The organism is Comamonas odontotermitis (assembly GCF_040396735.1).
Taxonomy (GTDB): Bacteria; Pseudomonadota; Gammaproteobacteria; order Burkholderiales; family Burkholderiaceae_C; genus Comamonas; species Comamonas odontotermitis_C.
Window position 1 is genome coordinate 1 of sequence record NZ_JBEBNZ010000037.1, and the last position, 25,657, is coordinate 25,657.

Consider the following 25,657-nt stretch of genomic DNA (forward strand, 5'->3'; position numbering starts at 1 on the left):
ATGGCCTGACGCAAGTGGACGGCCAAGCGCTGGAGCCCGTGATCGCCACCCTCAACCAACTCATCGCCGGCCTGGGCAATGGCCTGGGTGAAGGCGGCATTGGTGGTGGCGGCCTGGGCGACTTGGGTGGACTGCTGGAAGGTCTGCTGGGCGGCCTGATCCCTGGCGGCGGCACGGGTGGCGGCAATGGCGACGGCATCGTGACCTCGGTGCAGGATGTGGTGGACGGCCTGCTGGGCGGCACGGTAGCGGAGCCTGTCGGCCAGTTGCTCGACGCACTCACCAACCCCACCGACGGCACGCTGGCCGTGGTGACTGGCGTACTGGAAGGCCTGACCAACGTGGACGGCGGCCCTCTGGGCGTACTGACCGAACTGGTCAATGGCCTGACGCAAGTGGACGGCCAAGCGCTGGAGCCCGTGATCGCCACCCTCAATCAGCTCATCGCGGGCCTGGGTGAAGGCGGCATTGGTGGTGGCGGCCTGGGCGACTTGGGAGGAGTGCTGGAAGGCCTGCTGGGCGGCCTGATCCCTGGCGGCGGCAATGGCGACGGCATCGTGACCTCGGTGCAGGATGTGGTGGACGGCCTGCTGGGCGGCACGGTAGCGGAGCCTGTCGGCCAGTTGCTCGACGCACTCACCAACCCCACCGACGGCACGCTGGCCGTGGTGACTGGCGTACTGGAAGGCCTGACCAACGTGGACGGCGGCCCTCTGGGCGTACTGACCGAACTGGTCAATGGCCTGACGCAAGTGGACGGCCAGGCGTTGCAGCCGGTCATTGGCACCCTCAACCAGTTGATCGCTGGTCTGGGTAGCGGCGTCGGCGGCGATGGCATCAGCGGTCTCGTCCATGGCCTGTTGGGCGGCGTCCTCGGCGGTGAAGGCGGGCTGCTTGGCGGCGTCATTGGGGGCGAAGGAGGCCTGCTCGGTGGTGTCCTTGGCGAGGGCGGCCTGGTTGGCGGCTTGCTCGGCGGTGAGGGCGGCTTGTTGGGCGGCGTCCTCGGCGGCGACGGTGGCGTGATCGGTCAAGATGGCGTGGTCGGCGGGCTGCTGGGCGGCGAAGGCGGCCTGTTGGGTGGCGTGATCGGAGGTAACGGCGGTCTGCTTGGCGGCGTCATTGGCGAAGGTGGTCTCGTGGGCGGTCTGCTCGGCGGCCTGACGGGCAATGGCGGCGGCGCTGGATCGCACGGTCTGGTTTCGTCGGTTCAGGACACTGCAGGAGACCTGCTTGACGGCACCGGCCTGGCACCGGTTGCCAATGTGCTGGACACCTTGGTGGATCCAGCGCACGGCGTGCTGGCCCCCATCACCAACCCCGTCGAGCAGTTGACGGACGCCACCAACGGCCCACTGGGAACCGTGACCCAGCTCGCCGATGCACTGACTCAGCAACCCGAGGTTGCACTGGAGCCGGTGATTGGCCTGGTACACGACGTGGTGGCAGGTATTTCCATCGATGGCGCAGGGGGCGATGCGGCGGGCAACCTCTCAGGTCTGCTCGATACCGTTCTGAACCCGGTTGCCGGCATTCTGTCCGGTATCACCGATGTTGCAGGTGGCACTGACGACCTCCATGTTGCTGCGCTGGCAGAGGGCTTGCTGGGTGGCGTCGGCACTACGCTCAACACGGTGCTCGGCGAGGATGGACTGGCTGGCACCCTGACAGGCGGTCTGACAGGTAGCTTGACAGGTGGCCTCACGGGAGGGCTGGCTGGCGCCGATGGCGCAGTCAACCAGTTGCTGCAAGGGCTGCTGGCCAACAACGGTCTGGCTAACGGCCTGCTGGAAGGTGTATTGGGCGGCGGCGGACTGCTGGGCTTGGGTGGCTCGGTCTCCGTTGCCACCACGGCAGCGCAGGCCTCGGCCGATCTGCATCCGGTTTCGCTGGCCATCAGCAGCCACGTCAGCGGAGCAGACACCATCGGCTCCAGCGGCGTGCTCAGCCAGGATCTGCAACACCATAGCCTGGCACTGTAAGAGGCGTAGGCCCCCACCGCCACAGACCTGTGGCGGTGGGGAACAGAACTTGAGGACTAGAGGGCTTGTTACCCCTGCGAGAACATCATGATGAACGCATCGCTCTTCAGCCGCACCGCACCGACTGCAGCCGCCACCATGGCTGCAGACGACCACCGCGCGCTGCGAGCGGAGCCCGTTGATCTGGCGCAACAACTGGATCTGGCTTTCCGGTTTGTTGCACAGCATGTGGTGTCGCTCCCCGACCCCTATGCGTGCTGCGTGCTGTTCTTTACCGTTGCCGCCGAAGCGTTGCCTGTCAGCAGTTTCAGCATCCGCCGCGTGACCCTGCACGCCGCCTGGCGTGAAGGCGCTACACGCGTGCGCCAATGGGCCTGGGCTCACAACGCGAGCGGCGTGGAACTGCGTATCGACTGGGCCTGCGGCATCCAGCCCGTAACCCCTCAGCAGAGCCAGTTGCGCACGGCAGACCCCACGCGCACCTGGGCGCTGGCCGACGACGAACTGGAGTACACGGAGCTGCTGACGGCCCTGGGCAAGAATACGTCGCGCAATCTGGCCGAAGTGCAAAGCCTCTGCGACCCTGTTCCCGTCACCACTCATGCGCGCTGGCAGTTGCTGCTGGAAGGCGTATACATTGACCAGCAAGGCGAGCTGACGGCACTTCCCCGCCCTCGCCTGTCTCCCAGCCATCTGCGCCATGGCCCAGCAGGCCCCATGCTGTACCGGGCCACGCAACAGTTGCTGGCCCAGCACCAAAGCGATGACGGCAGTTGGCCTGAAGCAGGGACCCTGCTGGACCATCTGGGCATCACCTACGCCTTGCTGCTGGCACACAAGAACACCCAGATGGAGTCTCTCAAGGACGATGCGGGCACCCGGGCCTGTCACCGTGCCATCGCCTATCTGATCGAGCAGATGCGCCGCTGGAGCCTGCATGACTATGCCAGCGAAATGCTGCATGCCATGAGCCTCATCGTGCTAGTGCGTTACACGGAGCAGTTCCCTGGCGCCATCGCATCTTCGACGGTGAGCAACCTGATCACTTTGCTGTCCCAACAGTTGGGCGGCGTATCACCTGCCCTCCCAGGTGATACGCCGCCATGGGGCGGACTGAGCCTGGAGGCCCTGCGCCAGCGCCAGCAACAGTCAGCACCCGATGAACTGCTGCCCTCACAGGGCTCCAACCGCAGCTACGACGGCAAATGGCTGCACGCAAGCTGGCCCCAATTGCGCCTGATCGCCGACGACGGAGGCCGCCCCTCTCCCGCCGCCCAGCCCTGGACGGCTGTCGCTGTCATGGAATGCGCGTTGCGCCAGGGCCAGCCGCAATTCATGAGCGACGGCATACAGGCGCAGTTCAAAGCCAATATGCAGACCTTGTTTCGCGCCTGCTACCAACGCATCGTGTGGCCAGAAGTCGCGCTATTTCAAGCCAGCAACCACCGCAAACAGGCCGCGTTTTTCTCGCCTCGCTCAAGCAATGCACTGGTCAGCGACTGCCGGATTGCCAGCCAGTTGCTCATCACCATCAACGCAGCCATGCACTTTGCAAGCGCCTGAACGCGCCGCTCCCAAAGACAAGCTCCCCGGACTGGCAACGGAGTACCGGCAGGGTACTCACGTTTATTTATTATTTATTTGTATCAATTAATAAAAAAGAATAACCAAATCCATCACCAATTTTCCAAATTCCCTCAAAGTTACGTAACTTACGCGCAACTTGCTATCACTACAGAACGCAGTTGTCATTTACTAACATTCATAAAAGTGCAGATTGTCACTTTTTAATACCTATATGGCACTATTTATGGAAATTATTGGTTACACAACCTTCCGATGGTTACCCAATATCTGCACAATACTTTGGAAACGGTTCCTGGTCATTGGTTTCTCGTTGTTACTAACCCGACAGTTTTCCAGCCATGATTGAATTCCTGCTTCCTCACAAACTGGTCTCTGCAGCATCTGCTGCAGCGCCAGCGGGCGTGGCAGGGCCGTTTTCCAAGGCCATTGCCGACAGCTTTGAACGCTCTGCCGGCCACCTGCGTCAGGCAGCCTGGCTGTCGTTGCCCATCAGCCTGCTGGGCTTGCTGCCTTCGATCTTTCTGTTACAGGTGTACAACCGCGTCATCTCGCGCGGTGGCAATGCCACCTTGATCGCCATGGTGGCAGGTGTGCTGTGCTTCTTGATTCTGGAGTTGTGGCTGCGGCGCAAACGCGCTCGTGCCTTGCGCGAAGCAGGCGCCACCATTGACCGCGACCTCTCTCAATCCCTGATGCAAGCCATGCTGCGCCACCCCATGCTCGCACTGGAGCAGCGCTCTTCCAGCCAGTGGCTGCAGCTGTTCCGCGATATTGGTGCCTTGCGAACTTGTGTGGCAGGCGGCGTTGCCTCCTCCATGCTCGACCTGCCGATGGCGCTGGTCGCCTTAATTGTCGTGGGCATCATTGCCTGGCCCGTGCTGCCGGTCATTGTGGTGGCCATGCTGATCCTGGGTGTGCTTGCCTGGTGGTGGGCCGATGAAGTGCGCAGCGGCAAGGTTGAAGAAGTGGAACAAGCCCGCCAGCTGGACCGCAGCACCGCCGAAGTCTGCAACGCACGCGCCTCGCTCAAGGTACTCGGATATGACACAGCCGCGCTGCGGGCCTGGCAGGTCGGCTACGACCGCTGGTTGGCCGAGAGCTTTCGCAAGAACGGCGAAATGGAAAACGCCAAGGAGCTCACCCATGTGCTGCTCACCCTGTTTTCGGTGGCGGTCATCACCATGGGAGCCATTGCCATCAATGCGCAATGGATGACGATTGGCAGCTTGATGGCAGTCAACCTGCTGTCGAGCAAGGCACTGGGCCCCATCGCCCAGTTGGCCAGCAACTGGCGCTCCCTTGCCCGTGCCAACGAATCTGCTGCACGCGTCCAGTCCGTGCTGCAGGAGCCTCTGGAGAACCCATCCCAGAATATCGAATTGCCTCGCCCGCGCGGTCAGTTCAGGCTCGACCAGGTCAGCTTTCAGTATCCATCGGGCCACCAGGCGCTGGACAAGGTCTCGCTCAGCATGGGCCCTGGCGGCATCCATGCCATCGTGGGACGCAATGGTGCCGGCAAATCCACACTAGCCAAGCTGATGGCCGGGCTGTACCAGCCCACTGCTGGAGCCATCTCCATTGACGAATACGACATGGCGCAGTTCTCACGCGCCGACCTGGGCCGCTGGGTGGGATGCCTTGCCCAGCAGAACTACTGGTTCAGCGGCCCGATCGTCGATGGCCTACGCATGGTCAGCCCCGATGCGGACGACGCCAAGATCATCCGCGCCTGCCAGCTCTCGGGGGCGCACGGCTTCATCAGCCGACTGCCGCACGGCTATCAGACCGAACTGGGCGAAGGTGGTGCGGGCCTCTCTGCCGGTGAGTTGCGCAAGCTGGCCGTGGCACAGCTTTTTCTGCGCAATCCTTCGGTACTGATCCTGGACGAGCCCAGCAACGATCTGGATTTCGAAAGCGAGACTGCATTGCTGCAGGCATTGCGGCAGATCGCTGCCAAGCACACGGTTGTGGTCGTGACGCACTCGCTGCGCGTGGCCTCGCAAGCCCAACAGATCTACCACGTTCAAGGAGATGGCCAGGTCGAATACGGCACACCCGAGCGCATGCTGCCCAAGCTGTTTGGCGTAGGCCGCGCAAGCGGGCCCGACCAGCACCAGCCACAAGGGGCACCAGCGGCCAATCAACCAACCGTGAGCAACAACGATGAGCGGGGCGCAATCGCACAGGAGGCCACACCATGACCCGTCCTGGCCGCCACCACGATTTGCCCGAGGTGCTGCGAAATGCCGCACCTGCTGCAACGCACGACCGCCATGCGCATGCAGCAGCCTCCGATGCCGCCAATGACAACGCCCCACCAAAGTTGGCGCCGTCGGCTGGCTCGCCTCTCATCCAGCCATCTGCACCCACCCGCCAGACACTGTTGCAGCGCCTGGCTGGCAACCGCAAGGTGATTGCCTCCGCCGTGGGCGTATTGGTATTGCTGGGACTGTTCTACCCGGTCGAGAACGTCGTGGTCGCCAGCGGCCAGGTCATCCCGTCTGATCGCGTTCAGGCCGTTCAGCATCTGGAAGGCGGCATCGTCACCGCCGTTCATGTCAAGGAAGGCCAGACCGTTGTCCAAGGTCAGCCGCTGCTCGACATCGACCTGGGTGGTGCCAGCCTCAATCTGGAGCAACTCACCGCCCGCCGATCCACTGCACAGGCCATCAAGACCCGGCTGTCGGCAGAAAGCCAGGGCCGCCGCCTCGTAGCCGCAGACTTCTCCGCCGATCTGGAATCGCGCATCGTACAAGCGGAGCTGGGTGCATTTGCCGCACGCGGACTGGAATACCAGGGCAGCATGGCTGCCGCTCAGGCCATGCTGCAACAGGCGCAAGGCGATGTAGCGCAGATCCAGGCACGCATCACGGGCCTGCAGACCGGCCTGAAGCTGTATGAGCAGGAAGCCAGCATTGCCAACCAGCTTGCAGCCGAGCAACTGATCGGCCAACTGGAAGTGATCGACAAGCAGCGCGCGCTCGAACAGGCACGCACCGATCTGGCCGCAGCCAGGCAGAATCTGGTCAGCACCCGCGCCAAGGTGGAACAGGGCCAGGCCAAGCTGGTGGAAACGCAGGGCGCCTTCCGCCGCAGGGCATCCGAAGAGCTGGCGCAGACCGAGCGTGAACTCCACAGCCTGTCCGAAGACCTGTCGCGGGCCCAGAACCAGCGCACCCGCACGGTGGTGCTCGCCCCTACCGATGGCGTCGTCAAGGGCCTGCGCAGCTCAGGCACCGGGTGGGTTGTGAAACCCGGTGAGCCTATTCTTGAAATCGTGCCCGACAAGGACGAAGTCATTGTAGAGGCGCGGCTCAACCCCGCAGACCGTGGCTATGTGCATGTCGGCCAGTCCACCAAGGCCAAGGTCACTGCCTACGACTACCTGCGCTATGGCTTTGTGCCTGGCAAGGTCACGCTGGTGTCGGCCGATGCCGACCAGGACCCCAAGCAGCCCGACACCGCCGCGTATTTCCGCATCCAGGCCAGCCTGCAGCAGCCATGGGTGGGGCGCGCCGACAACCGCATCACCACAGGCATGCAGGCCGAACTGGATCTGCTGCTGGGCCGTGAGCCCTTCATCTGGTATCTGCTGCGCCCCGTTCTGCACATCCAGAGCGAAGCCTTCCGGGAGCCATGACCATGACAGGTACATTGCTCCATTTCCAAAAATCCTGGCGCCGCCAGTGGTGGACAGCGGCCTGCGCGTTCGGCCTGGCTGCGCCCTCGGCAGTATCTGCCCAGACCGATGGCGTTGCCACGGCGGTAACTGCCACTGTGGTAGAAAGCACAGAACTTGCGACGGAGGCTTTCTCACCCCCAGTCGACGCCACGCAGGGTAGCCGTGAGCTCGAACTGATGCTTGCGCCGCAACTCAGCCCCCGGTCCCTGGCTGGTGAAGCTGCGCAAAAGCAACTCCTGACCGCGCTCTATGCCATGCTGAGCGAGTACCCGGACGTGCGCAAGGCACGCTCGGCGGTCGATGCAGCAGGCAACGACGTGAGCACCGCCAAGAATGCCCGGTGGCCGTCTCTCAAAATTGGCACCTCGTCGGGCAATGCCTCGCTCGCGCAAAGTCAGAAACGCGAATCCTACACCGCAGTCAACGCCGAAGTGCGCCTGAGCCTGCTCGATGGCGGGGCCATCGATGCGGGCATCCGGTCTGCAGAATCCACCGAGGCTGCGCAAGGCAGCGCTCTCTACAGCACCCGGCAGAATGTGCTCCTGGAAGGGCTCACGGCGCTCTTGGAGCTGCATCGCTTTGACACCAAGGCACGCATTGCAGCCGAGTCGGCAGACATCATCGGCCAGCTCGCCCGCGTGGAAGAGCGCCGCGCCGAATTGGGCGCGGTCGGCCGCAATGACCTGCGCCAGGCCGCATCACGCCGAGCCAGTGCCCTGGCCCAGCAGCATGCCTTGCAATCTCAGCGCATGGATGCACAGGCCCGCTTTGTGCGCTACTTCAACTACACGCCCAGCGTCACGGCATTGCCCCAATTGCAGATCCCCAGCAATTGGATGCCTGTGGACGAAGCCGCTGCCCTGCAGGCATCGGAACTGCAAAGCTCCGAACTGAAGGAAATCGCGCACGTGATCGAGCGCGCGCAGGCAGAGGTGGATCGCAGCAAGGCGCAGCGCTGGCCCACCCTGTCTGCTGTGGTGGCCCACACACGCGACCCCAAGAGCGTGCTCTACAACGACGGCACCCGCTATGGGCTGGAGTTGAACTGGAACTTCGGCAACGGCTTCGAGCTGCGCGACCGCATTCTCAAGGCCTTGAACGAATTGCAGGCCCAGCAGGCACAGCAGGAAGCCGTGCGCCGCCAGGTGCATGAAGCGGCGGCCGCAGCCTGGGGCCGCTGGCAAGCCGGGCGTGACCGCGAAATGCAACTCTCCGATGCCGTGCGCGAGGCGCGCGGCGCGTTTGAAGGCTATAGGCGCCTCTTGCAGGTCGGCCGCGGCAGCCTGTCCCAGGTGCTCGACGCCCAGCTCGACATGCAGCGCCTGATGCTCGACGAAGCCGATGCCATATACGACCAGCGCATCAACGCATTGCGCCTGGTCCGCACCACGGGCCAGCTCTTGCCGACGGAGTTGCCTCCGCACTGGCTCGACCAGCTGTTTGCACAGGGTGCCCGCCCCCTACCTCCATCCAGTTCGGGCACGCCAGCCGTGCCCGCCGTACCCGGCAGCGTTGAACCCGGTGCGGCACCGACCAATCCATCCCCCCCTGTTTCCACGATTTCCGTAGCAACCGTGCAGCGCTTGCCGTTGCAGCTCGCACCCCGGCTCGACCCGGTGATGCTGGCTGCGCCGCCCTATCAGGACACGCGCTATGCCGTGCGCTGGTAGCCACGCCTTTTCCAATACAGCGGCCGGTGTTCGCCCATCGCCAGCCACTGTTTTCCTCCATGGGCCTTGTGAAAACTGGAGACCACTATGACGAACTTCATCAAGAACTTCTGGAAGGACGAAGAAGGCGCTACGGCGATTGAGTATGGGCTGATTGCGGGGTTGATTGCCGTGGGCATCATCGCAGCGGCTAGCGCGCTCGGAGGCGGTTTGAATAATCTCTTCTGCGGTATTTCGAATCTGCTCGGCAACCTCGGGACCGCAGGAGCCTCCACCACCTTTACTCCAGGTGCTTGCGCTACCACCACCTGAAAATGACTACCACCTGGCTCCTTTCCAGCATCCTGCTGTTATGGCTGATCGCCATAGCAGCCATGGATCTGCGCAGCCGCAAGGTACGCAACTGGATGGTACTGCTGGGCCTGGCAACAGGCGCAGTGGCACTGTTCAGCGGCGTCCAACCGTTCTGGGTAGAGCCCTGGGGCGGCCTGATTGGCTCGGTCGCGGCATTTGCCGTACTGCTGCCGTTCTATGCGCTGCGCTGGATGGGGGCCGGAGATGTCAAATTCGCCGCAGTGATGGGCCTGTGGTTTGGTTTTTCGCCATACCTGCTGGTCATCTGGCTTGGCGGTAGCCTGCTCGCCGGATTGCACGGCATGGCGGTGCTGGCATGGCGCCGCCTGCAGACCAGCGGCTACGGCAGCTGGCTGCAGGCCCACCTGCCTGCTCCATTGGCCGCAAGCATGACGCCTGCAACCACAGCACCCATCACAACCGCAGACGGAAAGCGCGTCATTCAGCGCAGCATTCCTTACGCGGGCTATATGGCGGTTGCCGCCATCTGGGTGGTGCTGCGCGCCGGCCCCAGCCTGGCGAACTGAGGACCTCGCAATGCCCACTGCTCTCCCACACCCTCCCCCCAACCCAGGCCCCCCGGGTGCTTGGCCCTGGAATCTGCGAGGCGCTCAGCGAGCGCCGCAGTTCCCAAAGCCAAGCATCTGCTGCACCACAGCAATGCAGAGCCCACCACAAGCAAATCATCAGGAGCACGCACGATGAACCTCACCAAGATACTTGCTGGCTTGCTGCTGGTGCTTGCCATTGGCCTGGGGGTAGCCGCCTGGATGCTTGGCCGCCAGCCCCCCCGCCCGGTACAGACACCCGCCGCTTCAACCGTACAGACACCGGCGGCGCCCTCTGCAACCTACGACGTGGTGGTGGCGGCCAAGGCAGTGCCTGCGGGCCAACGCCTGACCGCAGAGGATGTGAAACTGGCCCAACTGCCTGCCGCTGTCGCCAACAGCTTTTCCAGCACGGCACCGGTGGTAGGCCGCACCACGGTCGTGGCACTGCCTGCCGATGCCCCCCTGTTCGAGCAGCACCTGCTCAGCGGCCTGGCTCTGCAGATCGAAGCCGGCCAGCGCGCCGTGTCGATTGCCGTCAAAGAACCCATGGCCGCAGGCAACCATGTACGCCCCGGTGATTTTGTCGACGTGTTCTTTACCCTTGACGGCAAGAATGACCAGGCAGACGTGGACACCCAGACACGCCTGCTGATGGCCCGCAGCCGCGTGCTGGCGTATGGCGCCGCCAGCGTGGAAAACCCACCGCCCACCGCCGCACAACGCCAGGCCCAGCAAGACAGTGACAGCAGTACCCGCCGCAGCAACACAAACGCAGCACCGCCCGCCCCCGCAAATACTGCCGTGCTGGCAGTACCGCTGGAAGATGTCGAGCGCCTGACCCTGGCCGAAAAATACGGCCACCTCACTCTCGCACTGCGCCACCCGGATGACACCACGGTGCCCAACCCAGCCTTGTTCGCCACATTGCCTACGGTACTGCAGCCGGTGGCCGGCAAATTGAAAAAGGACGAGACCCTGCAAGCTGCAGACCGATCCTTTGCGGGCCTGCGATTCAAGGATCTGGCAGTCGGAGCGCCTGCCAGAAACGAGCGCCGCGCCTCGCAGTCCGCCCCCACCAGAACGGCGGCGTCTGCCCCAGCAGTTCCGCGTGCCCAGGCGGTGGAGGTGTACCAGGGCGCTGCGGTACAGACGGTGAACTATTGATTGAAAAGGAATATGCCGTGAGCGCCCACCACGCCCATGCATGAAGCGCAAACAGCTATTCATTGAAGAGTGATCGAGAACAACAAAGCCTGCATTGCCCCAGGCAGGAGGCCACCAATATGACCCCTACTACGCACCCGCATGCCGCCAAGCTCCACCTGATCACCAGTTTGATCGGGGCGGGCCTGGGCGCATTCGCACAACCCGCAGTGGCACAAATGCCCGCTCTTGAAGCCATGCGTGGCGATCCAGGCAGGCCAGACACGCAGGGCGACCGTGGCACGCCGCTGGAATTGACGGTAGGCAAGCAACATCTGCTGCCCCATGGTGCAGCGGTGGCGCGTATTGCCGTCGGTGATCCCAATGTGCTGGACGTCAAGGTGCTGCGCGATCTGAACAGCGCCTCGCCCGGTGCAAAGGGCACTCCCGATCTCTTGCTCACACCCAAGGCGCCGGGCCAGACCACACTCGTCGTCTGGCCCGCCAAGGGCGAGGCGCAGCACTGGCTGGTGCGCGTGAACAACCCGCGCCTTTTGCTGGAAAGGCGCCTGTCCAGCCTGCCAGAGCATGCCCAGGCAGTCGCTATTGCCAGCGCCGGTGCCCCCAAGGGAGCGTTCCTGGAGGACCGCTCGCAGATCGAGGTGGCCAGCAACACCGTACAGGTCGATGTGCAAGTGGTGGAATTCAAGAAGAACGCATTGCGCCGCGCCGGTGTGAACCTGCAAAGCGGCGGGCCCAACAACCACGGTTTCCAGTTCGGCGTGTTCACGCCGGGCAGTGGCAGCGGCGGTAGCAGCAACGGCGGCAGCAATGGCAGTGGAGGCGGCACGGGCGGATCGGGATCCGAGTCCGGTTCAGGCACAGGCTCGGGGTCAGGCGGAACCTCTGCCATTGCCAGCGCGATGAATCTGGTGCTGGGTTTTGGCAAGGCGTTCAGCGGCGCCGGGATTACTGCGCAACTGGGTTTTCTCGAAGGCAACGGCCTGGCCCGCGTATTGGCCAAACCAACGCTGGTGGCACATACGGGCCAGAGTGCAAGTTTTCTGGCGGGTGGAGAAATTCCGATCCCGGTACCCAGCAGCGCCAGCAACAACATCTCCATTCAGTACAAGGAATTTGGCGTCAAGCTGCAACTGACACCCACCATCCTGTCCGATGAACGCATTGCACTCAAGGTTGCACCCGAAGCCAGCGATCTGGACTACACCAATGGAGTCACGATCAGTGGCATCACAGTGCCTGCACTGCGCACACGCCGTGCAGACACAATGGTCGAACTGGCAGATGGCGAGAGCTTTGTCATTGGCGGACTGGTCAGCCGCAACACCATGTCCAGCGTCAGCAAGGTACCGTTGCTGGGCGATCTGCCGATTCTGGGCGCATTCTTCAAGAACCTGAACTACACGCAGGATGAAACGGAACTGGTGATCATCGTCACCCCGCGGCTGGTTCAACCCCTGCCAGCCAATACCAATCTGGAGGCGATGCTGCCAGGCGTCAGCTCCGAACAACGCAACGCCCGCAATGTGTGGACCCCCTACATGCTGGGCACGCCGCCGGGCAGCGCCGCATTGCCGGGCTTTTCGTACTGATGCCATGAACAGCGAATCCCTTGCCCCCACTCCGGCTGCGGCACCCGCCGCAACACCGTCACTGGCCGATTTGTTGTCAGTGCGGCCGCCCGCGCAACCGGACACGAGCGCGGATGTCGTGTCCATGCCGTTTCTGCGCAGCAGCCCGGAGCATTTCTCCTCAATAGGTACGACATCCCCTGGCGGATCGGTGGACACACGCCAGAACGCCAGCCTGACAGCGCCTGCACCACCCGCGGGAACATCACAACGCGTGCCATTGGTACTGGTACACGGCAATGGCAGCGATGGTGCGTTGGTGCAGACGTGGATGCACCGCGTGCTCAACGGCAACGAGCTGTATGGAATGCGCTTCCAGGACAACCTCTTTGATGCAGTGCACCGCCAGCAACCCCAGGCGATACTGATCCAGTTCATTCCCGGCGCCATGGAGCCGGCCGTGGCGATGGCGTCGCAGCTGCAGACCGTCTTTCCACATATTCCGCGTATTGCCGTGGGCCGCAGCAATGACCCGCAATGCATGCTGGCGGCGCTGCGGTGCGGCGTGCAGGATTTTCTAGATATGGATGGCCCGCTGGATACCGCCCAGCAGACCATTGCGCATCTGCTCAGCCAGCCACCGGTGATGGAGCCCAACCGCCATCGTGCGCCCATGACTGCCCTGCTGTCGGCGCGCGCCGGCCTGGGCTGCAGCTTGGCAGCCAGCCATTTGGCCTGGTACCTGCAGCAGCATCTGGCGGCCCACATGCCCCAAACGGGCCTTGGCAGCGACGACGCAGAGAGCCTGGCCTGCCTGCTGATCGAAATGGGGTCTCCAGGCGGCGACTGTGCCATTTATCTGAACACCCCCGGTGAATTCAGTTTTGGCGATGCCGTGAGCCAGCATCGGCGCATGGACAGGCGTATGGCGCAAAGCGCGCTGGCTCGTCACGACAGTGGCCTGCGCCTGTTGACACAGCCTCGCCCGATACATGCGGTGGCGGCAGCCGACGTGGATGCCTTGTTGTCACGCCTGGGCCAGTATTTTGAACATATCGTGCTCGATCTCGGCGCTGCGGCGTCGCCTCAGCTCGCGATGGAAATACTGCCCAGCGCCAGTGATATCTGGCTACTGTGCGACCAGAGCGTGGCCAGCATGGTGTGGACGACCGAACTGCTCAAACAACTCGAAAATCACCAGATCGACCGTGATCGCCTGCAACTGATCGTGAGCAGGCATGACCCGCGCCTGGAGATGAGCGCGCAGCAGATGTCAAAGCAACTGCAATTGCCATTGCTGGGCGTCATTCCAGAACGGCGCCGTGAGCTGGCGCAGGTCGTCAATCTGGGTGCCCTGCTGCCGCTGCAGCCCAAACGTGAGCCCTATGTACAAGCCCTTGATGGCATGCTGCGCCAATTGCTGGCTGCACACCACCTAGCGGCCGCCCCGCATGCATCCGCCCCATCCAGCCCCTGGGCTGCGTGGTTGCAACGTTTGAAGAAACACTGAGCAGCCCATGACACCCACTGCATTTCCCTCTACAGCAGCGCCCGCGGCCGTCAGCGAGTTTGAGGGCAGCGCCCTGTTTGCCGATCTGAAGAACAGTGCCTATGAACATCTGCTCAGCCGGATCGAGGAGTTGGGCGCTGAGTTTGGCCGCTGGTCGCCAGCTGCGATTGCGCAGTTTGTCTCTCTGGAGCTTGACAGCTACATACGCTTGCACGCCGTGCCTGTGAACGAGGTGGAAGCGCAACTGGTGGCCCACGCGCTGACGCGCGAGCTGACCGGTCTTGGCCCCTTGCAGCCACTGCTGGAAGACCCGCGTGTGGAAGACATCCTGATCAATGGATCGGAGGTGATCTACGTATCGCGCGGCGGCATACTGCAACGGGAGCCTTCGCACTTCAAGGACGATGAGCATGTGCTGCGCATCGTGCGGCGCATTCTGGCGCCTTTGGGCCGCCGCCTGGACGAATCCAGCCCCATGGTGGACGCGCGCCTGCCCGAGGGCGGCCGTATCAATGTCATCATTGCGCCCCTGGCCATCGACGGGCCGTCGGTGTCCATCCGCAAGTTCCGCAAGGACCCTCTCACCCCCAAGGAGTTGGTGCGCCTGGGCACCTTCAACGAAGACATCTGCCGCATCCTGGAGATGGCAGTACAGGCGCGCTGCAATATTCTGGTGAGTGGCGGCACCAGCTCCGGCAAGACATCGCTGCTCAACGCGCTGGCGCATTTCATCCCGAGCAGCGAACGGATCGTGACCATCGAGGACACGGCCGAGCTCTCTTTGAACCACACCCATGTGGTCCGGCTAGAAAGCCGCCCGGGCAGCTTTGACGGCAGCGGCCATGTCAGCATCCGCGATCTTCTCATCAACAGCCTGCGCATGCGCCCGGACCGGATCATCGTGGGTGAGGTGCGCAGTGGTGAAGTGCTGGAATTGCTGCAGGCCATGAACACAGGGCATGACGGCTCCATGGGAACGATCCATGCCAGCTCGCCCCGTGAATGCCTGTACCGCGCAGAAATGCTGGCCGGATTTGCCGGATTTCAGGGCAGCGAGGTGAGCCTGCGCCGGCAGATCGCCAACGCCGTGGATTTCATCGTGCAGATCGGTCGCCTGTCCAATGGCAGGCGACGCCTGCTGTCATTGACCGAAGTAACGGGCATGACAGACAACGTCATCTCCATGCAGGAGCTGTACCGCTACGAGCCGCAGATGGGTGCCGATGGCCAGGAAATCGACAACTGGACCTCCATGGGCATCTCTCCCCATTCGCCCAAGCTGCTGACCTGGTGGCGTTCACAGCAGCACTCAGGGAGCGCGCGATGACATCCCTGGCGCCTGCCATCCTGGTCCTGGCTGCTCTGGCCTGCATTCTGCTGGCCCTGGCCTTGTGGCTGTTTGCACGCGCACGCAGTGGTGACAATCGCAAGGCACTGCATGAAAATCTGCAGCGCAACCTGGATATTCAGCGAGAGATGCAGGTGGCTCCGCTGGCAATGCCCCTGCCCGGCAATGCTCCCGGCATGACTGCGAGCGCCAGACCGAAGGAATCTTCTGTCAGGCAGAAACTGGAGGACTTTCTGGGCTATGAGGCCTGGGGGATTGCACCACGCACCCTCATGCTGATGGCCTGCATCGGAGTCGCCCTCTCGGTGCTGACGGCATTCCATGGTGGTTTGGCCATGGGCGCCTTGGTCTTGCTGGTACTCGTGCTGCTTGCCTGCTTTGGCATCGCCATGCGCCTGAGCCGCCGACGCGCCAAGATGCTGTCGCAGCTGCCCGCCTTTCTGGACAATGTGGTGCGCCTCATCTCCATCGGCAACTCTCCGCATGCCGCTTTCCAGTTTGCCTGCAACAACGTACCCGATCCATTGGGTGGTGCGCTGCAGCATGTCAGTGCCTCACTTAACATTTCGCCTGATCTCGGGCAAGCCATGGCCCAGCTGGAACGCACCTGGGGTTTGCCGGAATTTGGACTGCTCGCTGCCGTCTTTCGCATGAGCACCCGCTATGGCGGCCGCGCCGATCTGGTGCTCGAGCGCGTGTCGGCCTACATCCGCGACCGCCAATCCGCCGAGCGGGAGCTACGCGCCCTGTCCACCGAGGTACGTCTGTCGGCCTGGATTCTGGCCCTGCTGCCCATCGTGGTGGGCACGATGATCATCGTGCTCAACGAAGGCTACTTCATGCGCATGTGGAACGATCCTACCGGCAGCAAGCTGATATTTGTCGCCGGTGGTCTGCAAGTGTGTGGCTCCTTCCTGCTCTACAGGCTGGCCCGTCTGAAGTGATGACCACCATGCACCAAGCCCATCATCATTTCTGCTGCTCTGCTGTCATCGCATCTGCGACGTGTGCCGGTTCGGCCAAGGAGCGCCCATGAACTCGCAACAGCTTTGGATCATGAGTCTGGCCCTCGCCTCGCTTGCCATCGGTTTGATGGCGGCAGGACTGTTGTGGCGGATGCGGCGTTCGTCGCAAGCCCAGGCCCAGGTTGAACGGATTTTGCAGACACGCCAGGCAGGCACAGCTGGCACACCGCCGTTCCCCATGCCCGGATTGGGCGCGGCGCCGGCCTCGGCCAACAGCCGACAAGACAATGAAGCCGCCTCCGTCGCAGACAGCATTCGCCCCCCCGCCTGGCTGGAGACTGGCATTGCCAAAGCCCTGTTGGCAGACGAGGACCGAAAGCTGCTTGACCAGGCAGGCTTTGACCTGGCGCGTGGCGGCTTTTTCTACGTGGCAAGCCGGGCAATGCTCTCCATCTTTATGCCTGCGCTGGTTTTGCTGGTCTTGCAGCCTGCCGGCCTCAGGGCCCTGATATATGGATTTGTTGCATTTGCGCTCGGATTGATGCTGCCCAAATGGATCATGCGCTCCAAAGCAGCCAAGCGCCGGGAGCGAGTGGTGGAAGAGCTTCCCTTGTTTGTGGATCTTCTGAGACTGTTGCAAGGCGTGGGCCTCAGCATCGACCAGAGTCTGCAGATTCTCGCGTCCGAATTCGGCAGCGTGCTGCGTGTCATCAGCGTCGAGCTGACGCTCGCAAACCGCCTGCACAGTTCCGGCAGGACGCGCGAACAATCCTTGCAGCGACTGTCTTATCTCGGCGCCGATGACGACATGAGTGCGGTGGTCAATTTGCTGGTGCAAGTGGATCGCCATGGCGGCGCAGTACAGGAGCCGCTCAAGGAGTTCAGCGTTCGACTGCGTGAAAAACGCCAGGCCAGCTTCAAGGAAAAGATTGGAACCATCACCGTCAAGATGACGGGAGTGATGGTACTCACCCTGCTGCCTGCCCTGCTCGTGATTACTGCGGGCCCTGGGTTTACGGCAGTCATCCGTTCACTGTCAGCCATGGGAGGCCGATAAATGCCATACAACTGCCGACCATCCTCATCCCACCCACGGCATCGCTCCATAGCGATGGCATGTGGCCTACTGCTGCTGGCCGGCTGTGCCTCCAAACCGCCCCAAGGATATGGCGTGACGGAGGCGGGTACCGCCGCGCAAGCACAACAGCAGATGGACAAAGCCGAGCAATCGACCCAGGTCGATTCGCAGCAGACCTATCTGAATCTGATCACGCAGATGCAACAGGCCAACCAGTGGTACGCATCTCTGGCGCATACCGATGCCTTTGAACGCCAGTACGGCGCCACGCCACAATTGCGTTTGCTCAAGGCAGACGCCTTGCGCAACACCGGCCAGCTACCGCAGGCCCAAGGCACCTACCAGAGTTTGCTCACCCACAACGATGCCACCGTGGTTGCCCGAGCACGCCGTGGCCTGGGCCTGCTGTTTGCAAGCCAGGGCCAGCTTCCGGAGGCCATCACCCAACTCGAGCAAGCTCGCGCTCTGAACCCCATTGATGCCGATGTACTGAGCGATCTGGCCTACGCACAAATGCTGGCAGGGCAGTTGGCGCAGGCACAGCTCCCCATCTTGCAAGCCGCGCAGCTTGCCTCCACCAATGCCCGTGTTCAGTTGAACCTTGCCTTGTACTGGCTGGCCTCCGGTGCGCATGACCAGGCGGCGCAATTGCTGCAGCGGCTGCAGCAGCCACAGGCCAAGAACGCCCCACCCCTCATCAATGCCACGTCCATACAGACCCTGCAGCAGCAGTTGGCGAGCGTGCAGCAGGCGATGGCCAGGCATTCGGCTGCTGCGTCGCAACAGCAAGGTGTGGCCGCCCCCCTCGCTTCCCAGGCAACTGCAAGCGCGGCCATAGAAAAGCAACCATAAGGAATACAAGCCATGCACGCTCAATACCGCTCCTTCCAACACCGGCGTCTCACCACCGTGTGCCTGTCGGTTTCCACCGCAATGTGGCTGTCGCTCATAACAATCGGCGTACAGGCCCAGACCGGCACACTGCCCCGGTCCTCTCCCTCCCTGGAGTCGGTCGAACTGACGGAGCAGGCAGCAAGCGCGCGCAATACTTCCAGAACGCGCGAATCCTCCGTCGCCCTCTCTTCTGGCTACCAATACCGCAGCGATGTGGGCTATGCCACAGATAGCTTGCTGGACATGCAGCGCAATGCCCTTGGAGAGCGGGCCCGCAATATTGATGCGGAACAGGCACGCCGCAGCTACGAGCGCTACCTCAAGAGCTTTGAGACCGAGATTCCGGAGCAGTTCGATACCGGGCTGGGTGCCAAGAAGCGCTAAGGCCTCCAAGGCATGCAGTCCCATTGCTCAGAAGAAGACGCTATGCAGCAACCCACCCATAGCTCCGGCTGGCCTGACCGCCGCACTACCGTACACCGCCAAAGCGGTGTGTATGCGCTGGAGTGGGCGATCATCTTTCCGGTCTTCTTCATGCTGCTGTATGCCATCATCAGCTATGGGCTGGCATTTCTGGTGCGCGAGTCCATGCAGTTCGCCGCTGAGGATGGCGCGCGAGCTGCCCTGCGCTACCAGTCCACCGTGTCCACACGCCTGGCCACTGCCCAAGGCGTGGTCGTCGAAAGGCTCGGCTGGCTACCAAGTGCCTTGATTCCCCCCGCAAACACCATCAATGTCCGTGTATGCAGAGTTGGCAATCTCGACTACTGCCCCCAGGACCTGACCTGCGGCGTTGCAGTGACCGAGCGTTGCATGGTTCGCCTCGACTTCTCGATTCCCTACGGAACCTCGCCCTTGACCCCGGGCTTGCGCATGTTCGGCATGGACATCCTCAATCCGTCGACCCTGTCGGCCAGTGCCAGCATCCTTGTCGATCATGGAGGGATGTGACATGGATCATTTCACACCTCGCCCCTTGCGTTCACCGTTGCACCAGGCAGGAGTGGCTGCGATCGAGTTTGCCCTCATTGCCATGCTGATGCTGCTGATGCTGCTGGGTTCTCTGGTGTACTGGCGCGTACTCCAGGCGCAGCAATCGGTCTCCCGGGCTACCGGTGACGGCGCTCGCATGGTACAGAACCTGATCTATGGTTCCTTGACAGCCTATGACATTACCCATGAAGCGCAAACGCATGCCATCCAGGCTGCAGCCGCCGATGTGATCAAGCGCAGCCTGCAAAACAGTGGCATCCCGGGCAATCCTCAACAGGCAACCTCCGTTACCTTGAGTGTCAACACCACGGAAGCACGCCTCAACGTCTCTTACCAGCTACCGCCCATGTTTGGCAGCACAGGTGAACAGCCTCAACCAGTCAGGCTGGGCGGATGGGCCGTAGTGGAGCCAGCGCGCCTCCAAGCCTCCTCCCTGGTCTCTTTCCAGTTGGATAGCAGGAGTACGCCATGACCGGCCATCAAAGAAGATCCCTGCCTCGTACCCCCGAGGGCCAGGGCGGCAGCATTCTCGTTCAGTTCGCGTTGATTCTGGGCGTCCTCATTGCCATTCTTGGCGTGGTAGACGTGGGCTACATGTACTACGCAAAGCGAGACCTGCAGCGCATTGCCGACCTGGCTGCCCTCGAGGCAGTACGCGGCCTGGACTATGGCGTGGGAGGAGCAGCAAATTGCCAGCAAAAGGGCCGCAGCAGCGTTCAGGACAATTGGCCTGCGGCGCTCGCCCCTGATGAAACCAACACAAGCATCACCTGCGGCAACTGGGACCCCCAAAAGCATGCGGCACCTCTCCACTTTGGTGCCAGCGGGCCACTCAATGCTGCACATGCGTTCGTGCAAGGAACGTCTCCAATCTTGCTGCCTGGCCCCTGGAGCCGCACCATCAGTGCAGAGGCAGTGGCCAAATTCAATGAACCCTTGGTCAACTTTTCAGTGGGCACAACGCTTCTCAATGTAGGTTGCAACCAGCAGTTGGCGCCGTTGGTACAGCTACTGAAAATCGTTGGCGTCGGAAATCCTTGCGTCTCCGCCGGAGGTTATGAAGGCTTGGTGGGGGCAAAGATTTCTGCCAGCGGCCTGCTCAAGGCGCTAGGCCTGCCGCTGGACACCAATCTGTCCGTAGTCGATCTCAACGACCTGCTCGCTGCGAAAAAAATTGCACTGGGCGAACTGCTCAATACTGCACTGACCCTGGGAGGCCATACCGAGTTGCTGGCTCTGAATGCCGAAATACTGCGCCTGCTGGGCTTGCAGATGGGCGTTGATGCCCTGAGCCTTGAGATTCCACTGGGAAGTGGTCCAAACGGACCAGGCATTTTTGCAGGAATTCATGCGCCTGACGGCACCACAGCATCTGCTCTGGATGTGCAATTGGACGTTCTGGATGTCGTCACGGCAGCCATCGGCGTGGGAACCTCAGGCCGGGGGGTATCCATCCCAGGCCTCGGCATCCAGATACCAGGCATCCTGCCGAATCTGCTGCAGGTCAAAGCCGGTGTCATCGAGCCCCCGTCTATCGGTCTTGGCGGGGTGGGTGCTACCGCCTACAACGCCCAGGTTCGGTTGTATGCGAATGTAGACACCAGCGGTGGAGTGTTGGGGGGGCTTTTGCAGCTCCTGGGTACCAGAATCAAGCTTCCCATATTCATCGACGTGACGCGCGCCAAAGCCACCGTGCAGGATATCAGTTGCAAAGTTCCGGGCAAGGACAGTACTGCAAGAATTCGGGTGGATGCGTCCATCGCCAATGCCTGCATCGGCAAGGTCACCGGAAACCCATTTTCCACTCGCACACCGATCTGCGAAGCCATCCAGAACGAAGACCTGGTCAGCGTTCTGGGGCTCATCAAGATCAATAACCACGTCAACGTGGATGCCCTCCAGAACACCTACACATCGCCAGATATGAAGGCAGGCGATTCATGGCGCACGAATGGCAACACCCTGAACCTGGGAACGACATTGTCCAGCTTGGTCGGTGAACTGCTGAGGCTGGTAGGCAACCTGCTGGGCTCCCCCAATGAATCACAGTGGACTCCTGCAGAAAATCTGCAAGCGGCCCAGACCATGGCGGACTACTATCTCGGCACAGGCCCTAACGCCTTGTCTGCCCTGCCCAAGGTGAATCTGGGAATCCATATCCCCGGCATTCCTGGAGCCTATGACACCAGCGCACTGGTCAATCGCCTCAGTGCAGATATCGACCGTTCCGGGCAGGGATGCCTTCTTGGTATTCCTTTCCTCTGCTGGCAAACCAATGAATGGAAAACCTGGGGTGACAGCGTTGGGCGCGTCGATGGTGGATTGCTGGTTCCCAAATACATCGGCGGAGGCTCTTGCCTCACCAGCGCTGGTAATTCTTCCAGTGCTTTCAATCAATGCCTGAGAGACAAGCTGAGCGAAGAGCTTCTGAAGAAGCCCAGCAACAAACCCAAAAACTTCCTCCAGGTACTGCTTGCTCCTCTGCTGGATGTTCTCAAGGCAATCCTTGATCCATTGGGGAATTTACTGGCAGGCCCTGTCCTGCGCGATTTGTTGGGAATCGAGCTGGGTCTCAATGATGTCAACGTGAAATCTGTGGGTTGCGGCAATGCGCAACTTGTCTACTGAATAAAGAGTCCTCTGGACATAAGCATGATAGAAATAGGAGAACCGAAATAGTGAATTCAAGCGATTTGGTCATCTACGTCTGGGAAGGCCAAGCCGATATTGCCGAACGCGTGGAACGCTGCATGCTCAATATGGATGTGCAGGTGGTTCGCGCCGACGGCTTGTCCACGTTCTCGAGCGTGCAGGACGGCGGCAATGCAATAGCAGTCGTGAGCGTGTCGGTGCTCGAGGGTGCGCGCTTCACGCGCCAGGGCGTAGAAGGCAGCTATGGCGGCATGCCTGTGCTATGGGTCAGCTCCAGCCTGCGCGACACAAGTGCCGGCAGCTACGCCACCGAGTACTCGCATGTGCTTCCATTTGACTTTACCGGTGCAGAACTGCGTGCCATGCTGATGCGTATTCTGCGCCGCCTGCAAAGCACGCAGCGGCAGGTCCAGCGCTCGGATGACATCATTGCCGTTGCGGACTGCATGCAGCGCCTGCTGCACGATGCCGACACCTTTGCCGACTGTGAGCACAGCGTGCTGATCTTTGGCGAAACCGGTACAGGCAAGGAGCGCATTGCCGAGCGGCTGCATGAGCGCAATGCACACTACGGCCAGGGACCATTCATCGTCGTCAACTGCGGGGCGATTCCTGACGGCCTGTTCGAATCACTTTTCTTTGGCCACGCAAAAGGTTCGTTCACCGGCGCTGTAACCGCGCACAAAGGCTTCTTTGAACAAGCCAATGGCGGCACCTTGTTTCTCGATGAAATTGCCGATCTGCCGCTCTATCAGCAAGTCAAATTGCTGCGGGTGCTGGAAGAGCGCACGGTTACCCGTCTTGGCTCTGCATCCCCGGTCCGGCTTGACTTCCGTCTGGTAGCGGCCACCAACAAGTCTTTGCGCAATCTGGTGCATGAGGGCAAATTCAGGGCCGATCTGTTCTTTCGCCTAGCCGTGATCGAACTGCAAATCCCCAGCCTCGAAGAGCGCGGAGAGGCCGACAAGCTGGCCATATTTCACTCCATATTGCGCAATGTGGTGGGCAAGGACCGAATGGAGCAGTTGGGTGAGCCGCCATTTTTCATCATGGACATGATTGCCCAGATGTACTTTCCCGGCAACGTACGCGAACTACGCAATCTGACAGAGCGCATTGGCGTCGCCGCAAGGCAGACCCAGGACTGGCTGGCCAATGGTGCAACCGAGCGAATCCTGCGCCAGGCCCAAAACCTGGCCGCAACCACCTTTCCGGCCGAGATCGAAGAGGCCGAGCCACTGATCGCGGATCGCAGCAACTGGGATCAGGAAGAGCGCAACCGTATTATCGCGGCCTTGAATGCCAATGACTGGAAGCGGCTCCAAACCGCCCAGCAACTGGGTATCAGCCGCAAAGTTCTTTGGGAAAAAATGCGCAAATACCAGATCAGCGACGGCGAACCCGAAGTACCGGTGTCCGCACCGGCACCACTTGGCCACTTCTAACTATCCGGACCATGGCGCACGCTCGTTGGTGCGCCTGCAACCATCAAGAAAGCATATCTCCTTCGCATGCCTAGCCAACCTTTGATCGTCTTTGTGGGCGCTGTCTATCCGAGCCAATATAGCCTGCTATGCAGTTATCTGCGTAGCCAGAAAATGGCTGACACCTGGTTCATGACAACACCAGGCCACAAAGCCAAGCATGAAGCGCAATGTGATCACCTATTGTCCTTCCAACCCGATGGCAAGATTGTTGGGCCCCAAAGCTACTACTACTCCAGCAAGGTGGAGCGTTCGGCCCGCATTTGCCGCGGTGTTCTCGCGGCCTTGAAGGATTTTGAAAAAAGACAGGGACGCAAAATCGATCTGGTCGTTGCTCACTCGTTATGGGGCTCCCCCAACTGGCTCTATGGTGAAATCGACGCTGCGATCATCAGCTATATCGAGTTTCCAAGCTATCAGGCGCATGGTTGGGATGCCGCCTATCCGCCCGACGCGGCCCAGCGCCAGAGCGATCGCAATACGGAAATGCTGCATTTTCACCAGGTACTTTGCAGTGATCTGACCATTGTTCCAAGTGCGCATGCGCGATCCATGTTTCCCTCTCTGTTGCAGGACCGCATTGCAGTGCAATTCGAAGGCTTTGATATTGAAGCACCACCGCATGCGAGCATGGCGCCGTCCACCAATGAACAGTTATTCACCATTGCCTTCTCGGCGCGCGATCTCTCCAGTGCCAAAGGGCTGGAAACCTATATAAGGCTGGTAGACCGGATCGTTCGCGAAGGGAACGGAAGCAATACGCGCTTTCTGGCCATTGGCGATCCAACGGCCGCCACCTACGGGTATGAGCAGCAATGGGTAGAGCGCAAGTACCAGGGCAAGGTGGCGAGCTTCCGGGATCACTTGCTGAAAGTCTATCCGGCGGCCGAAGTGATCGAGTTCCCGGGGCGCTTGCCCTATGCCGAGTTTGCACAGATGCTCAGCAGTGTTGATCTGTTCCTGTACCCGTTGCGGCATGGTGTAGCTAACTGGGGGCTGATGGAAATCCTGGCGCGTGGCGGTTGCGTGATTGGCTCCAACTGGGGCTTCATTCCCGAGTTGATACAGAACGATGTCAACGGCCTGCTTCTGCCGGACAACGATGACAGTTGGATCGCCGCCATACAGCAGCTGCGTGCAGATCCTGCACGGCGCGCGCGCTACGCCCAAGCCGCCATTGAAACCGGCAAACGCTACCACATCTCTGCTGTGGCCCCTCGCTATCTTTCCTTGTTTGAACGAGCCATGGCGCAGAAGCGAGCACCCTTGCTCTGATCCAGAAACACGCCTATGGCATTTAGGGCTTCAGCAAGGCCAACTCTTGCGCTGTCAACCAGCGCCATTGGCCTGGCTTCAGGTCTTCCGACAAATGCAAACTGCCAATCTGGGAACGATGCAGCCCTTCCACGCGGTTTCCAACCGCAGCCAGCATGCGTTTGACCTGGTGGTACTTCCCTTCCGTCAAGGTCAGGCTCAAGGCATTGTCTCCCATGCTGACACAAGCCGCCGCCCTGACTGGCTTGGGGTCATCATCCAATACCACCCCTTCCAGCAATCTATCAATCTGCTGCTGGGTTACGGCGTGCTTGGCAACCACCTGGTACACCTTGGGCACATGCTTCTTCGGAGAACTCATACGATGAATGAACTGGCCATCATCACTCAGAAGCAACATGCCCGTTGTATCTTGATCGAGACGTCCAACCGCCTGCACACCTTGAATGGCATTCTTATTGGGGCGATTCCGCAGCGGCGCTGGCAATAAGGTATAGATACTCGGGTAGGACGATGGCTTTTGCGAGCATTCTGTTCCAGCAGGCTTGTTCAGCAGAACATAGCCTAACGCATGGTATTCCCACTCCACGCCTTGGACCTTGAAACGCAGCCCCTCTGGCTCTACTTCTGCTGTCGAATCCGTCACCTGCAACCACTCTCCGGTATCGTGACTCCATAACTGCACCCAACCTTGCTGCACAAGGCCCGAACACACACGGCGAATTCCAAAGCCTTGCGAGTACAACATATCTTGCAACTGCATATCAAACCCTTTTGAACCATGCACCAAGCATAGCAAGCAACAAAAGCAAAACCCCCGCAGTCAGGGACTGAGGGGGTTTGGAAATAAAAGCCTGACGATGACCTACTTTCACACGGGAATCCGCACTATCATCGGCG

At 61.2% G+C, this 25,657-nt stretch carries 20 protein-coding genes and 1 pseudogene; 20 read left to right on the forward strand and 1 reads right to left on the reverse strand.

Translation table 11 applies throughout. The annotated features are described in order from the left end of the window. The 20 genes and pseudogenes from ACH2DG_RS19255 to ACH2DG_RS19350 all read left to right on the forward strand — a co-directional run. Nucleotides 1-1,979 (forward strand): annotated as a pseudogene (locus tag ACH2DG_RS19255) (hypothetical protein); the annotation flags it as partial. A gap of 90 nt (nucleotides 1,980-2,069) precedes the next feature. Further along, nucleotides 2,070-3,542 (forward strand): hypothetical protein, encoded by a 1,473-nt coding sequence (locus ACH2DG_RS19260; RefSeq protein ID WP_395028096.1) that lies wholly within the window; start codon nucleotides 2,070-2,072, stop codon nucleotides 3,540-3,542. A 362-nt stretch (nucleotides 3,543-3,904) separates the two neighbouring features. Further along, entirely contained in the window at nucleotides 3,905-5,767 is a 1,863-nt protein-coding gene (locus ACH2DG_RS19265; RefSeq protein ID WP_395028098.1) for a peptidase domain-containing ABC transporter, read from the forward strand. Further along, nucleotides 5,764-7,206: an HlyD family type I secretion periplasmic adaptor subunit gene (locus tag ACH2DG_RS19270; RefSeq protein ID WP_395028100.1), complete on the forward strand. Its 1,443-nt coding sequence runs from the start codon at nucleotides 5,764-5,766 to the stop codon at nucleotides 7,204-7,206. The genes ACH2DG_RS19265 and ACH2DG_RS19270 overlap by 4 nt, the downstream gene beginning before the upstream one ends. A 2-nt stretch (nucleotides 7,207-7,208) precedes the next feature. After that, entirely contained in the window at nucleotides 7,209-8,918 is a 1,710-nt protein-coding gene (locus ACH2DG_RS19275; protein WP_395028102.1) for a TolC family protein, read from the forward strand. Between the two features lie 87 nt (nucleotides 8,919-9,005). Then, a complete protein-coding gene (locus tag ACH2DG_RS19280) occupies nucleotides 9,006-9,230 on the forward strand; it encodes a Flp family type IVb pilin (RefSeq protein ID WP_395028104.1) in 225 nt (74 codons plus the stop codon). A gap of 2 nt (nucleotides 9,231-9,232) precedes the next feature. Next, complete coding sequence (locus ACH2DG_RS19285; protein ID WP_395028106.1) at nucleotides 9,233-9,799, forward strand: prepilin peptidase; 567 nt, start codon at nucleotides 9,233-9,235, stop codon at nucleotides 9,797-9,799. 174 nt (nucleotides 9,800-9,973) lie between these two features. Beyond that, the gene (gene cpaB, locus ACH2DG_RS19290) at nucleotides 9,974-10,987 is read left to right on the forward strand and encodes a Flp pilus assembly protein CpaB (RefSeq protein WP_395028107.1); all 1,014 of its coding nucleotides are present in this window, start codon (nucleotides 9,974-9,976) and stop codon (nucleotides 10,985-10,987) included. Between the two features lie 119 nt (nucleotides 10,988-11,106). Continuing rightward, entirely contained in the window at nucleotides 11,107-12,579 is a 1,473-nt protein-coding gene (locus tag ACH2DG_RS19295; RefSeq protein ID WP_395028109.1) for a type II and III secretion system protein family protein, read from the forward strand. A 4-nt stretch (nucleotides 12,580-12,583) separates the two neighbouring features. Further along, entirely contained in the window at nucleotides 12,584-14,068 is a 1,485-nt protein-coding gene (locus tag ACH2DG_RS19300) for a CpaE family protein (RefSeq protein ID WP_395028110.1), read from the forward strand. A 7-nt stretch (nucleotides 14,069-14,075) separates the two neighbouring features. Beyond that, nucleotides 14,076-15,395: a CpaF family protein gene (locus tag ACH2DG_RS19305; RefSeq protein ID WP_395028112.1), complete on the forward strand. Its 1,320-nt coding sequence runs from the start codon at nucleotides 14,076-14,078 to the stop codon at nucleotides 15,393-15,395. Beyond that, complete coding sequence (locus ACH2DG_RS19310) at nucleotides 15,392-16,360, forward strand: type II secretion system F family protein (protein WP_395028113.1); 969 nt, start codon at nucleotides 15,392-15,394, stop codon at nucleotides 16,358-16,360. Before ACH2DG_RS19305 ends, ACH2DG_RS19310 begins: the two co-directional genes overlap by 4 nt. 88 nt (nucleotides 16,361-16,448) lie before the next feature. Further along, nucleotides 16,449-17,438 (forward strand): type II secretion system F family protein, encoded by a 990-nt coding sequence (locus ACH2DG_RS19315; protein ID WP_395028115.1) that lies wholly within the window; start codon nucleotides 16,449-16,451, stop codon nucleotides 17,436-17,438. A 54-nt stretch (nucleotides 17,439-17,492) separates the two neighbouring features. Continuing rightward, nucleotides 17,493-18,311: a tetratricopeptide repeat protein gene (locus ACH2DG_RS19320; RefSeq protein ID WP_395028117.1), complete on the forward strand. Its 819-nt coding sequence runs from the start codon at nucleotides 17,493-17,495 to the stop codon at nucleotides 18,309-18,311. Nucleotides 18,312-18,323: 12 nt separating this feature from the next. Further along, nucleotides 18,324-18,737, forward strand: coding sequence for a DUF3613 domain-containing protein (locus tag ACH2DG_RS19325; RefSeq protein ID WP_395028119.1), 414 nt, complete (start codon nucleotides 18,324-18,326; stop codon nucleotides 18,735-18,737). Nucleotides 18,738-18,779: 42 nt separating this feature from the next. Beyond that, complete coding sequence (locus tag ACH2DG_RS19330; RefSeq protein WP_395028120.1) at nucleotides 18,780-19,304, forward strand: TadE/TadG family type IV pilus assembly protein; 525 nt, start codon at nucleotides 18,780-18,782, stop codon at nucleotides 19,302-19,304. 1 nt (nucleotide 19,305) lies between these two features. Next, entirely contained in the window at nucleotides 19,306-19,818 is a 513-nt protein-coding gene (locus tag ACH2DG_RS19335; protein ID WP_395028121.1) for a TadE/TadG family type IV pilus assembly protein, read from the forward strand. After that, nucleotides 19,815-21,974 carry a pilus assembly protein TadG-related protein gene (locus ACH2DG_RS19340; RefSeq protein ID WP_395028122.1) on the forward strand — a complete coding sequence of 720 codons (2,160 nt, stop codon included), beginning with the start codon at nucleotides 19,815-19,817 and terminating at the stop codon, nucleotides 21,972-21,974. Before ACH2DG_RS19335 ends, ACH2DG_RS19340 begins: the two co-directional genes overlap by 4 nt. Before the next feature lie 50 nt (nucleotides 21,975-22,024). Beyond that, on the forward strand, nucleotides 22,025-23,443 hold the full coding sequence (locus tag ACH2DG_RS19345) for a sigma 54-interacting transcriptional regulator (protein ID WP_395028123.1): 1,419 nt from the start codon (nucleotides 22,025-22,027) through the stop codon (nucleotides 23,441-23,443). A gap of 66 nt (nucleotides 23,444-23,509) precedes the next feature. After that, a complete protein-coding gene (locus ACH2DG_RS19350) occupies nucleotides 23,510-24,757 on the forward strand; it encodes a glycosyltransferase (RefSeq protein ID WP_395028124.1) in 1,248 nt (415 codons plus the stop codon). Nucleotides 24,758-24,779: 22 nt separating this feature from the next. On the opposite strand, the gene ACH2DG_RS19355 is transcribed toward ACH2DG_RS19350, so the two are convergent. Beyond that, the gene (locus ACH2DG_RS19355; RefSeq protein WP_395028125.1) at nucleotides 24,780-25,520 is read right to left on the reverse strand and encodes a 16S rRNA pseudouridine(516) synthase; all 741 of its coding nucleotides are present in this window, start codon (nucleotides 25,518-25,520) and stop codon (nucleotides 24,780-24,782) included. Nucleotides 25,521-25,657 lie beyond the last annotated feature (137 nt).